10 protein-coding genes are annotated in these 13,500 nt (G+C 36.7%); 5 read left to right on the top strand and 5 right to left on the bottom strand.

The window, feature by feature from the left end; translation table 11 throughout:
• Positions 1-129 precede the first annotated feature (129 nt).
• A complete protein-coding gene (locus BMW39_RS14400; RefSeq protein ID WP_083391934.1) occupies positions 130-2,016 on the bottom strand; it encodes a DUF349 domain-containing protein in 1,887 nt (628 codons plus the stop codon).
• Between the two features lie 221 nt (positions 2,017-2,237).
• On the opposite strand from BMW39_RS14400, the gene queA reads away from it, so the two are divergent.
• The 3 genes from queA to BMW39_RS14385 all read left to right on the top strand — a co-directional run bounded on the left by queA (position 2,238) and on the right by BMW39_RS14385 (position 4,721).
• A complete protein-coding gene (gene queA, locus BMW39_RS14395; RefSeq protein WP_034974490.1) occupies positions 2,238-3,287 on the top strand; it encodes a tRNA preQ1(34) S-adenosylmethionine ribosyltransferase-isomerase QueA in 1,050 nt (349 codons plus the stop codon).
• 80 nt (positions 3,288-3,367) lie between these two features.
• Positions 3,368-4,228 carry an OadG family protein gene (locus BMW39_RS14390; protein ID WP_034974488.1) on the top strand — a complete coding sequence of 287 codons (861 nt, stop codon included), beginning with the start codon at positions 3,368-3,370 and terminating at the stop codon, positions 4,226-4,228.
• 31 nt (positions 4,229-4,259) lie between these two features.
• The gene (locus BMW39_RS14385) at positions 4,260-4,721 is read left to right on the top strand and encodes a hypothetical protein (RefSeq protein WP_034974486.1); all 462 of its coding nucleotides are present in this window, start codon (positions 4,260-4,262) and stop codon (positions 4,719-4,721) included.
• Between the two features lie 9 nt (positions 4,722-4,730).
• Here the strand turns inward: BMW39_RS14385 and BMW39_RS14380 are convergent, their stop codons facing one another.
• The 3 genes from BMW39_RS14380 to BMW39_RS19175 are packed head-to-tail and all read right to left on the bottom strand — an operon-like array spanning position 4,731 to position 8,947.
• Positions 4,731-5,261, bottom strand: coding sequence for a GNAT family N-acetyltransferase (locus BMW39_RS14380; protein WP_034974484.1), 531 nt, complete (start codon positions 5,259-5,261; stop codon positions 4,731-4,733).
• Between the two features lie 9 nt (positions 5,262-5,270).
• Positions 5,271-7,541: a ShlB/FhaC/HecB family hemolysin secretion/activation protein gene (locus tag BMW39_RS19180; protein WP_086045764.1), complete on the bottom strand. Its 2,271-nt coding sequence runs from the start codon at positions 7,539-7,541 to the stop codon at positions 5,271-5,273.
• Positions 7,538-8,947 (bottom strand): metallophosphoesterase, encoded by a 1,410-nt coding sequence (locus BMW39_RS19175; protein ID WP_165569338.1) that lies wholly within the window; start codon positions 8,945-8,947, stop codon positions 7,538-7,540. The genes BMW39_RS19180 and BMW39_RS19175 overlap by 4 nt, the downstream gene beginning before the upstream one ends.
• Before the next feature lie 307 nt (positions 8,948-9,254).
• Here BMW39_RS19175 and BMW39_RS14370 point away from each other — a divergent pair, with 307 nt between their 5' ends.
• Both BMW39_RS14370 and BMW39_RS14365 read left to right on the top strand, forming a co-directional pair.
• Positions 9,255-10,457 (top strand): Pycsar system effector family protein, encoded by a 1,203-nt coding sequence (locus BMW39_RS14370; protein WP_034974481.1) that lies wholly within the window; start codon positions 9,255-9,257, stop codon positions 10,455-10,457.
• Positions 10,458-10,496: 39 nt separating this feature from the next.
• Positions 10,497-10,958 (top strand): hypothetical protein, encoded by a 462-nt coding sequence (locus BMW39_RS14365; protein WP_034974479.1) that lies wholly within the window; start codon positions 10,497-10,499, stop codon positions 10,956-10,958.
• Between the two features lie 14 nt (positions 10,959-10,972).
• On the opposite strand, the gene BMW39_RS14360 is transcribed toward BMW39_RS14365, so the two are convergent.
• Positions 10,973-13,318: a hypothetical protein gene (locus tag BMW39_RS14360; protein WP_034974477.1), complete on the bottom strand. Its 2,346-nt coding sequence runs from the start codon at positions 13,316-13,318 to the stop codon at positions 10,973-10,975.
• Between the last annotated feature and the right edge of the window lie 182 nt (positions 13,319-13,500).

The raw sequence follows: 13,500 nt of genomic DNA, 5'->3' as shown, positions 1-13,500 counted from the left end.
TAAAAATATTAATTTTTTAGAAGATATCTTTTATTATTTTGAATTTGAGTATTAATAATGATTTACATTGAAGCACTAAACAAAAAAATCCCCTACGAAAGGGGATTTCTATGATTTACATAAACTTGTTTATTCTCCAGCAATAATATTATGAAGCGAAAGTTTCAAACTTTCCAACTGTTCTTTTTTGCTGTCTAATTTTTCGTAAGTGTCTTTCAATAGAGGATTATCACGCGTTGCAGTACCAAAGAATGACAAGTTGTTCTCAAGCTGCACAATCTCTGATTCCAGATCGGCAACCTGATTTTTGATCTTTCTCGCTTTGTCTGTCAACTGGCTTTCAGAAAGGTTTTCCTCTTTCAGATCGAACTCATTGATCTTGTTGAGTTTCAACTTCTCTCTAAGTGTTTTGTTGAATTCCGTATTGATGGACAATTTATCCTTCGGAACTTTACCAATCGCATTCCAAGCGTTTTTGATAGTCTCGATTTTCTCCACAGAACCTTCCTCGTCTGTCAAAGCTTTGAGGTCTTCAAGAAGTGCCTTTTTGCTTTTGTAATTTTCCTTCCAGTTATCGCCCGTTGCGTTATTTTTCTCTCTGTAATTTTTGAAGAATGTATTGCAGGCATCACGGAAATCGTCCCAAACTTTGTTCGCTTGGCTCCTTGGAACGTGACCGATGGTTTTCCAGTCTTCCTGCAGTTTTTTGAAAAGTGGCACCACAATATCCCAATCTTCAGAATTCATATTGTCCTGAGCGGTTTTTATCAGGCCTTGTTTTGCTTCAAGATTATGAATTTGTGAACCTTTCAGATTTTTATAGAAATCATTTTTTCCGGTGTTGAACTCTCTCAAAACCACTTTGAAATCTGTCCAGTTCTGATTGGAAACTTTCTTCGGAACTGGTCCCAATTTAAGGAACTCGGTACGAAGGTCTTCTACTCTCTTTATCGCTTGTTGCCAATAAGTATGGTTGATGGATTCTGGCTTTGCAAGTGTTTTTAGTTCCTCGATGATCTTGGTTTTCTTCTCGAGATTTTCCAATTGCTCAGATTCGATCACGGCGATCAACTCAGATTTTCTTTCGTGGATCTTGTTGGAAACTTCTTTGAACTCCTCCCAGGTTTTCTCACGGAATTCCTCTGCAACAGGTTCGGCTTCTTCTTTCCAAAGCTTGTGAAGATATTGCAATTCATTCAAGGCTTTTTGAACTACTTTTTCGTCAAGCAATTCTTTGGCTCTTGAGATGATGTGTTGTCTTTTTTCCAGATTGTGGGCAAATTCCTGATGAAGGAATTCTTTATTTAGATCCAACATCTCATTGAACATTTTCAGATGGTGGAAATAATTGTTGTTAAGGTTTTTAAACTCGGATTTGGTCACTTGTCCTGCATTTCCCCAAGCTTCTTTGATCTCTCTTATCGATTTGAAAAGATTGACGCCAGGTTCAGAATTTGTATAAAGATTTTTAAGTCTCTCTATAATGCCCAATCTTTCGTCCAGATTTTTTTGATGGTCGGCTTCCTGAGATTTATGGAATTTGTCCTGTTTTTCTCTGAAGATGTTGACCAAGGCAGATAGTTTTGAAGCTTGCGGATGATGGAATTCAAAATGCTCTTCTGCATTGCCTTGCTCCAAGAATTCGTGTTTTTTATCTTCAACCTCGTCTGCCACTTTATGATTCGCGTGATCTCTTAGGGCATTGAATTTTTTCGAGAAAGAATGCGCATCATCTTTATTGACGATACTTTCCATCTCGTCCAAAGTTTCCTTCAAAGAAAGATTGGAGTAATTTTCTTCTACAGTCTCGATTTCCTGATGTTCAGCTTCCGGTTCAGCCTCAATCTCCGTTTTTTCCTCTACAGTAACTTCTTCTATGGATTCGGGTTCAGCAGATTCTGGTTTTTCATTTTCGGAAACTACTTCTGGCGTCACTTCTTCTACTGATTGATTTTCAGCAGACTCGACTTCAGAATTTGGTTTTTCGATTTCAGGATTTTCGTTTTCAATACTCATAACAAAGCGAATTAATTGGCGATAACAACTTTTAAATGCACTAAATTAAATGTTTTTTGTAGAAAACACCAAATAACATTACTAATTTTCCAAAAAATATTAAATAATTCACAATGTCGTCAATTTGATTTTCCAAAAGTCAGTTTTACTTGACAAAGGCTTTCTAATGTTGTATCTTTGCCATTCGAACATATTTTAATACAATAAAATCCGTAAATTTTATGAAGACATCCGATTTTAATTTTGATCTGCCAGAAGAATTACTAGCCGAACACCCATCAGAAAACCGTGACGAAGCTAGATTGATGGTTCTTGACAGAAAGACAGAAACTATTACACACCGTCTTTTCAAAGACGTTATAGAATATTTTGATGAGAAAGATCTTTTCATTTTCAACAATACAAAGGTTTTCCCAGCAAGATTATTTGGGAACAAAGAAAAAACAGGAGCTAAGATCGAAGTTTTCTTATTAAGAGAATTGGACCGTGAAACACGCGTTTGGGATGTTTTGGTAGATCCAGCTAGAAAGATCAGAATCGGGAACAAATTGTTCTTTACAGAGGACGAATCTCTTGTAGCAGAAGTGATCGACAACACAACATCAAGAGGAAGAACACTTAGATTCTTATTTGATGGTTCTTACGAGGAATTCCGTGCAAAATTGACAGAACTCGGTGAAACGCCACTTCCAAAATATATCAAAAGAGATGTAGAACCAGAAGATGCTGACAGATATCAGACGATCTACGCAAAAATCGAAGGTGCTGTAGCGGCACCAACAGCTGGTCTTCACTTCTCAAAACATTTGATGAAAAGATTGGAGATCAAAGGAATCGATTTCGCTGAGATCACGCTTCACGTTGGTCTAGGAACTTTCAACCCGATTGAGGTTGAGGATCTTTCCAAACACAAAATGGAATCTGAAGAAGCCATCATCGATGAGAAAAATGCTGCCATTATCAACAAAGCTGTTGAAGAAGGACGCAGAGTTTGTGCCGTTGGGACAACTACAATGAGAGCTTTGGAAACGTCTGTTTCTTCTAACAAAAAGATCTCGGCTTACAGAGGTTGGACCAACAAGTTCATTTATCCGCCACACGATTTCGGTGTTGCCAATGCAATGATCACCAACTTCCACACACCAAAATCTACGTTGATCATGATGATCGCTGCTTTCTCCAACAAAGATTTCATCATGAGAGCTTATGAGGAAGCGATCAAAGAGAGATACAAATTCTATTCTTACGGAGACGCGATGCTGATCCTTTAAGAATCTTGATTTTAAATATAAATGCGCAGCTTTTTGGTTGCGCATTTTTTTATGTCTTATATTTTATTTAATTTCATCGTATGAAAGTATTTTCCTTCTTAGCCTTACTATCGATCACATTTTCTTGTTCTCAAACGCAGGAAAATTTTTCTACCATCGCCTCATTACCAAAAAAAATAAAAGAAGCATCTGCTGCAGAAATCTCAAAAGCGTCGCCCTTGATCTGGACCATTGAGGATAATCACAACCACAATATTCTTTTCGGGTTCAATGAAAAAGGTGAATTGGTAAAACAGATCACTATCACAAATGTTGAAAATAATGATTGGGAAGATCTCACCTCTGATGACGAAGGAAACATTTACATCGGCGATTTTGGAAATAATGATAACGACCGACAAAATCTTGCCATCTATAAAATCAATGCAGCAGACTTGAATAAGGACGAAGCAAAAGCACAGTTCATCGTTGAATTTTATTATCCTGAGCAGACGGAATTTCCACCAAAGAAAAAAGATAGGATCTTTGATGTAGAATCGTTCTTTATTTTTAAAAACAAATTCTATCTGTTCACAAAAAACAGAAGTTCAAAATTTGATGGAACGACCGTCCTTTACGAAGTTGAAAATAACCCACTTCAGAAACTACCAGCTAAGAAACTTGGAAGTTTTGTGACTTGCGACCAGTTCAATCATTGTGCGGTGACGAGCGCCGACATCAGTCCAGACAAGGATAAAGTTGCAATCTTGAGTTCCGATAAAGTTTGGATTTTCACCAATTGGAAAGGTGACAATTTCTTTTCCGGAGATGTCGAAAAAATTGAGCTGAATCACCACACCCAGAAGGAAGGCCTTTGTTTCAAAGATGAAAATACAATCCTGATGACAGATGAAGGTGATAAGAAAATTACGGGAAATCTCTATCAGTTGAAGCTGAAATAACAGTCCATTTAACTTGATTTTATAAATAGAAATGAGAAAAAAATTATTGGCATCGATATTTTTCATTTTAAATTTGAGTTTCATTTTTGCTCAAACTAAAGATGAAATTTATCAATTGATCAATGAAATTTCAGTTAAGAATTCGGTTGATATTATCAAAACCAATGAGGCAGAAAAAATAATTGCTTCCAACAAAAAATCGCTACCGATACTTGCTAACCTTTTCACTGATAACACTTTGACAAAAGTCAAATCCGATTGTTTAAAAAGAAATTTGACAAAAGGAGAACTTGCAATCATCATCGCTGACAAAATTGAAGGAATGCCATATTTTCAATTGACCAGCGTTCAGAATTGCACTTTAGAATTCTGCAAAAACAATCCCAATCTGATTGAATATTATTTTCCCTTCATTCAAAAAGATAATAAAAAATCATTTACCAAAAAATATATTGACTGGTTAAAAGTAACCGAACGCAAATCTAAAAAATAAAGAATTGATCTACATCTTAAAGGAATAAAGCAACATATCCGTAAGAACTTCCTGTCTTTTTCTGTAGTCATTTCTCAGTAAACCTTCCAATTCAAAACCACAGAATTCTGCCACTTTTTTGCTGGCAATATTGTCTGGTGCAATTTTCATAAAGATACGGATCATCTCTTTTTCATTGATACAGAAATCGCGGAAGGCTTTCAAAGCATCGTAAGCATATTTATGCCCAGAAAAATCACTGAAGATGAAATAGGCCAACTCTCCTTTTGGTACGCTCCAATCGATCTCTCGGACAGAAATATGACCAATCAATTCATCGGAATCTTTTAGAAAAATCCCAAAGTAAAAACCTTCATTATTCTGAAAACTCTGAATTTTCTTTTTGAAGTAAAACTCGGTTTCTTCGAGAGTTTTGGTAACACTTAAAGTTCTGGAAAAATAATCTTCGAGGTAAGCTCTATCATTCTGAAATTTAACATAAAACTCCTCGGCAAAATCAAACGAATATGGTTTTAGAATAAGACGTTCAGTTTCTATCATCACCTTAGTTTAAAAAGTTCCGCCAATTCCAATAACCAATCTTCCACCGTCGGACGATGTAAAATAGGAGACATTTGCAGAGATTGCATCCACGGCATTTAGCCAAAATCCACCACCGTATGAGTTGTGCCATTTGTTGGAATGCTCATTCGGCACCCAAACCCTTCCAACATCAAATCCACCAAAAAATCCATACGTCAAAGGTAGGATCGAGTTCTTGATTTTCCCCACTTCATATCTCAGATCAGAACTTTGATAGAAGGAATTTTTCCCATAAAAACGGTTGAAACGAAAGCCACGCAAATCTGTATTTCCACCTAAGGTTGACATTTGATAGAACTCATAATCGTTTCCTAGAAGCCATTTTGCCTTGGCATAAGATGACCAAACTAATTTCTGGTCTTGCGTCAAATAATGGAGAAAACCAAGTCCGGTTTCGAATGATGTAAACTGTCTGTCCGTATTTTGAAGATTGATATTGTAAACCGCTCTCACATCGAATTTCATTCCCAACTTTGGATTCGCTTTGTTGTCGTAATTTTCATAAATGAAAGAAACATCGGCACCTCCAAATTGTTTTGCATTGAAAACATCTTCGTTCACAACGCCAGGCAAAGAAATATAACGGTCGGCCGTTTTGGCAATCTCAAGGATCTCATATTTCAGCTTTGCGGAGAAAGTTGCTGCGTTTTTGTTCCAGTTAATGGAAGGAGAAAACGCAAATTCACGCGCTCTTACATTATTAAAACGCGTTCCAAACTCATTTTTTGGATTAATGGTCTCATTTCCGATTCCATAGAAATTTCGGATGTAATGCGAACTGGTCACTCTCGTGTCCAGACCATAGAACCAGCCGCCTGTCAGCGTAGGAAACAAGCCTTGGTAAGCGAACTCATAACCTTCAGTTCCGGTGAAATAATTCGCTAAGAAATGGTGTTTCTGGGAATATGGTTTTTTGATAAAATCATTCACCGTATAATCTGCATTGAAACCAATTGCCAAAGCATCATCCGGATTGAAATTGAAATTCATATACGTGGTAAAAACGTTGTACTTCGGATTTCGATAATTGTATTGGTTGATGTCGTAATCATCGGTCAACTTTACTCTTGCACTGCCTTTATTCTCAAAATCATTCTTCTTGCTTTTGTAGTCGTAGATCTTCACTTTTTTGGAATTTGAGACCGAATATTTGTCATTGTCCAAACCACCCAAAAGTTCAATCCTGATGCTTGTTTTGTTGTTGCCTTGCACTACAAATTCGTCATCATCATCCAACCCGTAAAGCAAAATCTCTTTGGTAACTTCGCCAGGATAGATCTTGGATGAAGCCAATTCCTCGCCGGATTTTTTCAATCTGAAGATCTTGATTTCCGTTTGATCGTTTGGCAATCTTGTGATGACAAATTTGTCTTTTTTATCGGTTCCTGTAAGAATCACCTTTTCCTGCAAGACCTTATAATATTGTGATGCGTATTTCTGAAGGTCACTTTTTCTGATCAATAATTTCTGGATGAGATCTTCCGAAACCTGGTCCTGAATTTCCTTCGGTAAATTTTCAAAAGCCTTGCGAATATCATTTTCAGTTAAATTATTTTGAATGAATTCCGCTTCTTTCAACCAATCTTTCTGAATTGAATTCTTAGCAAAAACCAGATCCAACGGATAAGGCTCACGGTTAAACCATTTCACGCTTTCTATCTCTTTGTCAAAGGTTTGCATATGTTTCAGTTCCGGAAATTCCATTAAGATTTCTGTGATGAAACCGTCATATTTTGCAAACGCTTGATCTCTGTCTTTCGGAATTGGGCTGTAGATCACGTTTCCATTTTCTTTTCTCGCTTCAAATTTCCATTGGTCGTGATGTCTGTCCCAATCGCCGATCAGCATATCGAACAAACGTGCTTTGATCCAAGCCTTTTCATCGATCTTATATTTCTCGTCTTTCACAAGATTCAGGATCACTTCATCTGTTCCAACAACTTTGTTCGGGTTCTCCTCCGTTTCCATCGGTCGGTCCTCCAGATAATACAATTCGTCTCCGAAAGTCTCATTGAAGTTCTTTAAGGTTTTCTGTTTCGGAATATAAAAAAGTTGCGGCGTTGTGTGACGGATTCCCAGTTTGTCCGACATTTCTCCGATGACCAAAGGTGTGTACGGATGTGAGGTCGTGTAGAAATCCAAAAGGAATTTGTCCGCATAACTTCCTGAAAAATCATCGATCACATATTGATTTTTAAAAGCCACTGACTGCAAAAATCGAACGCCACTTTTTTTCAAAGCTCGAATGACGTTTCGTTTCCGGCTTTGGTTTCCAGTCGCAAAGATTTGGTTTGATGACCACCTCCTGCTCTATCGGTTTTCACACCGCCAAAAAGTGTGTCCAAGGCAAGATTTCTAACATTGATCTTCTTGGAGTAATATTCTCTGTAATGCTTTCCCCAAAGGAATTCGTAAAATTTGCTTTTCTTCGTCATCGCAGAATCGTAAATTGATGATTCTGAGTATTCAGAGAAATTTTTAGGATAATCTTTGGGAATCTTTTCTTCTTTTCCTAGAACTGTTTTTCTAAACAATAATTCAGATCTTTTGGAATCGAGGTTGTAGAAACTCACTTCCGCATTCCCTGATTTTGAGATCTTCAGTTCGGCATAGCCATTTTTGCCGAAAGAAAAGTCATTGCGGCCAGTCGCTTTTGCAGCCTCAGTTTTGGAGCCTGCTCCGCTGATGATCTGGCGAATATCGTTTTGTTCGATGTATTGCAAATTGTGATCATGACCAGAAACCACCACCACATTTTTGCGTCCGCTAATCAAAGTTTTGATCCTGTCTGCCAAATTTTTGTAATTCTGATTGGAAATATCCTGATGCGTGATTCCGCCGGTTGCTCTAGTCAAATTGATGATTGAACCTAAAACTGGCAATGGAAATCTGTCCTCCAAAGGAAATATTTGTTTCTCCCAGGAATATTTGCCGCCGTGAGAACCGTGGGTGATCAATGGATGGTGTGTGGCAACCACAATAGTTTTATTTTGATTCTTGTTGAGTTGGTCTTCAAATTCAGTGTAGAAATCCTCTCTGGTTTTGAGGTCGCACTTTTCGTTTATGCCTGGATTCTTGCTCCAGTCTGCCAAAACCCATTCTGTATCGATGAGAATTAATGTCAGTTTTTTGTTGATCTTTCTCGTTTCAATTGGACAACCGTTGCGAGGTGAAAATGCAGATTTATCATTGAGTTTTTCTGTAACATACTCTTCTTCGCGTTTCAAACCTTTGATTCCGTTGTTGTACCAGTCGTGGTTTCCGGGAATAAAGATTGTTTTTCCTGCAAAATCATTGGCCAAGGAAATCTGATTGTCGAGTTTTTTCTCTGCTAAATTTCTATTCTGATCGTCTTTTTTTGGCATTCCAACTGGATAGATATTATCACCTAGGAAAATGAGTGTACTATTTTCGGAAGCTTTGGAAAGTGAATCTTTTAAGACATTCATATTTTGGAAAGCCTCGTCTTGATCTAGATTTCCCGCGTCGCCAACCAAATAGAAGGTATGGATGATGCTGTCTTTTATACTGGAATTGACATCAAAGGATCTCACATTTTTGCCATAATCTGCTTTCTGAACAGCGCAGGAAATGGCTGTGAGCGCGATTAGAATTAGAAGATAAATCTGATATATTTGTTTCATGTTTTTTTGATTGATGTGGAAATTAGACGCAAAGTTCGTGAAGTTTGTACTCATCTTCAAAATATGAGAGATCTTCCTTTTTTGCGAAGCGCAGCCCGGCCTGAGTGGAGCTCATTTTTTTTGCTGGTACAACCTATCTTGGAAATGAAAAGTGTGTGCAAAAAAATAGCGGGAACGGAGGACGGATTAAGCTGCCCTAAAATTATTCAATATAATCTTAATTAAATATCAAACTATAACAATATTTAACAAAATTAAAATTAGTAAGCTGTCAATACTTTCTTAAATTTGTTTTCAAATTGCTTTTATGGACATTTTGAAAATCTCGGAAGATCACGTTAAAAATTTATTCAAAGATAGATTATCTTCTGTTTATACTTATCATAATCTTGACCATACAATACAGGTTGTAGATAAGATCAAAATCCTGGCTCGAGAGGAACATGTAAATGCTGAAGATACGGAAGATCTGCTTTTGGCAGGTTGGTTCCACGATCTTGGCTACATAGACGACAGCGAAAATCACGAGGAAGAAAGCCGAAAAATGGCCGAGGAATTCTTGAGAGAACATCAATTGGACGAAGCCAGAATTGCAAAGATCGGCAAACTTATTTTGGCAACTGATAAGTTCTATAAACCTACTGATCATCTTGAAAATATCATCAAGGATGCGGACCTTTATCATTTGGCGTCTGATGACTATTTCAATGTTTGTGAAAACCTAAGACAGGAGATCAAAGAGGTGCATCATCAGAAGTTCAGTAAATTACAGTGGGCAGAACTGAACACGGCTTTTTTCGCCAAGCATCAATTTTACACCAAATTTGCGCAGGAAAACTGGCAACCCATCAAGCAGAAAAATACCGAGAAGATCTTTGATAAGATCAAAAATCTAAAAGAAGATAAAAAGGAAAAATCCAGTCAGGACAAGGACAAAGCGCTTCTGAATAGGAAGAAACTCGAAAAGCTGGAATCTCCCGAAAGAGGCATTGAAACGATGTTTCGTGTGACGCTGAATAATCACACCAAGCTGAGCCAAATTGCTGATAGCAAAGCGAATATCCTGCTTTCTGTCAACGCAATCATCATTTCTGTCGCATTGTCCACCTTGATCCCAAAATTGGACGGACCGAGTAATTCTCACCTGATCATCCCGACCTTCGTCATGATCATGTCGAGTGTGGCTTGTATTATTTTGGCTATCATGTCCACAAGACCGAAAGTGTCCAGCGGAACGTTTACCAGAAAGGAAATTGAGGAGAAAAAAGTAAACCTATTGTTCTTTGGAAACTTCTACAAAATGCCGATGGAAGAATATCTCTGGGCAATGAAGGAAATGATGGCCGACCGACAATACCTTTATGACACGATGATCAAAGATCTCTATTATCTGGGAATTGTATTGAACAGAAAATATAAATTATTGAGATTGACTTACACGGTTTTCACAATCGGGATCATTGCTTCTGTGATTGCTTTTGTGGTGGCTTTTCGGAATGTGACGATGTAAGTTTTAATAGATAATACTAATTAATAATATTTAGTTGCTATGAATCTATCATTATTTTACATTGGAGGAGGAATTCTACTAATCACATTTTTTATTACAGTCGCTAAGTCAATAGCTAAATCTTTCAAGAAAAAAAAATATTTGCAGTTAATTATATCCTTTTTCACACTTGGAATAGGAATTTATGGAATAACTATAATTGATTCCAACGATACTAATTTATTTTTTTATTTTTCAGTTTGTATATTATCAATCATAACATCTCTATTGCTCTTATTGACAAATTATGAAGGTCCAAAGAATTATTCATTTGAGCCAAAAGAAGATATACCTGATATTAAAAAATCGATTATTCTAATTTTAATTTCAATCTTATTATACATTTTAGGCATTTTACACTTAACTAATAAATTCATTGAAATTTTTCTATTAGCACTATTTTTTCTTTTTTATATAAAAGGAATATATGGGGTAATTTTAAATTTTAATAAAAAAAAATAAATTTATTGAAAAATTTATACGTTATTATTTTTAATACTTTCTATAAATTCATAATCAACTTCCTCCGCTTCATAATTCACGCCAACTCTCAAAGCTTTCAAACCGTTGATTCCCTGAAGGTCTTCAACTTCCAATTCTTCAATATTTGATTCCAGAATCTTCTGGTCTTGAAGGATTTTTATCAATTTGATATAGTCTTGTCTTTCTTTTTCCTGAGAAAAAATAATGCTGATCTTTCCAGGCTGCGTAATTCTTTCCGTTGAATTTTTAATCGTTGATTTGTCGATGCGTTTTTTGATCATTTCGTAGCGTGCATTGTAGCTTCCATCCACATCGAAACGTTTTTCATCCATTCGGAATCTGATGCTGATCGGCGTGCTGTAGACCAAAATCAGAGACGAAACATCCAAAGAAAATTCCAGGTTTTTTCGGAATTGGTGGTACTGCAACTCACTTTCGCAAAGGACGCGCAATTGCCATAATCTTAAATTTTTCAGAAATACAGGATCGTAGGTCAATGCAGGCGCAATAGATGATCCAATGTACATGTTGTGCTCTACGCCATCCGTTTTGAATCGCTCATAGTAGAACGGAAAACGAACCTGTTGCTCTTCCTGACGTTTGTCCAGAATATCCGCCAGATTTTTGTTGATGGAAGATAAACTCTCATCAAACTTTCTACGGAAATCATAGACCATATTGGTTCTCGGATCCAAATTTTTGAAGTAATCTGTTACCAATTGGTTGTAGTCGATATTTTGAAGTTTTATCGACTCAAACAAAGGATGGATCTCAGAAAGAATAAAGGATTGAACAATATTTTCCGTGTCGGCTTTGATATCTGTTTTGAGTAGTTCCTGATAATATTTTAGTTTATCCTGATAAACCTCCAGCTCGTTTTCTGAACCGAATTTTGATATTAATTCCGAGATTAAACCCAACTGGATCTCCAAATCTTGTTTGATGACCAAATTTCTGGAAACCGAAGAATTTCGAACATCGGTCTGTCCAAAAAGTGGCGTTAGATTTTGAAAACTGATATTTCGGTAAGGCAGGTCAAATTCTTCATTATAAAATCCGATATGACGTTCCGCCTCTTGTCGGAATTTCCAATAGACACTTGGATGGATGGATGTATATTCACGCTGAATAATGGCCTCGATTCTCGTTTCGATTCCAGTGTAAAGCCTGTCCATCGTATCTACCAGATATGGCATTACGATTTCCATTTTGTTCGCATTGATGCTGTTCAGTGCTTTCTTTTTTGAGACCAATTCCACAATTCCAAGGATCTTCTTGTCTTTAATGATCGGTGCAAAAATCGCACTTTTGATTCCGGCGTCATACAGTTGTCTCGCCATCTGGCTATCCGGATATTCCTGAAAACTTCTGTCTACATCGGAAACACTGAAGTATTTTTTCGATTCTACGAGCGTGTTGAAGTTTTTCTCACAAAGCATTTCATTCTTACAATCTCTCGGACCCGAGGTCAGGATAAAACTATCCATGATGCCATTGATCGGACTTCTCACGAATTTATTATCCTCGAGGTCTATCGCTGTGTAACCAACTTCTAGGTCGGCCACCTGAAATATCGAACGGAAAATGGTATTGAGTTCACTTTTCAGATTTTTATCATCCTCCAGATTGATCAGCTTGCTTTTGAGATTTGAGATCGCATTTTCTGTCGTGGCATCAAAGAAACTGATGATCGCAAAACCCTTGAGTTCCCAACTTTCGAGCGGGAATTTTTCTTTCCAAAGCTCATGATCTTCAAAATTGTCCAGTAGTTCCACAATTTCGTCGTCTGTCAATCTCTTGACATTTTCCAGTGGATTGATGTCTATGAAATCCACATTGTTCAAAAAACGGTAGTGGTTCACGATCCCTTCTTCATTGGGAATATCAAAAATAAATGGTTGCACAAAATTGAGATCTACTTTGTAATAATTGCGTAAGATGATACAGCAACTGATCACATAAAAACGGTGCGGATCCATATCCTTGATGATCATATCGAAGTCAGAACCAGCTTTATCAATGATATTTTGGAAACGCTCTGTGGGATTGAAAAAGAAATTATAAAAAGGAAAACCAATGGCCTTGATCTCGTTCTTTGTAAGCATCTGAGGAAAAAGATCTTTCAAAAGTTCCTTCATCAAGATCTCATTTTCCACAAAAAAATCGAGATTGGTAATGCCATCTCTCAACTCAGGAAATTCTTTTACTTTTTCGAGAATATTTTTATGAGAAATTGCGTAGTCTGCATTTTGAAACGCTTCCGATTCCATTTTCTGGATCAGTTTTTCAAAAGATAATTTTAGTTTGAAAGGGCTATCGTAAAAGGCTTGGAATTCCATGGGGTAAAAATCAATGCAAATGTAAGAATTATGAATATATTAATAAAGTCGATTCAAAATTAAAAATACTCTATTCTACTTAAACAATTAATCAGTTTAACATTGTAACAATTTGTCAGTGAATCAAATAACTTAAAAATAAAAATGGAAATTGCTGCATAATTCCGAATTATTACATTTAT

It is taken from the genome of Epilithonimonas lactis, assembly GCF_900110605.1.
Classification (GTDB): Bacteria; Bacteroidota; Bacteroidia; order Flavobacteriales; family Weeksellaceae; genus Epilithonimonas; species Epilithonimonas lactis.
The sequence above is the reverse complement of the archived record's forward strand: the minus strand, read 5'-3'. Positions and strand labels throughout refer to the sequence as shown.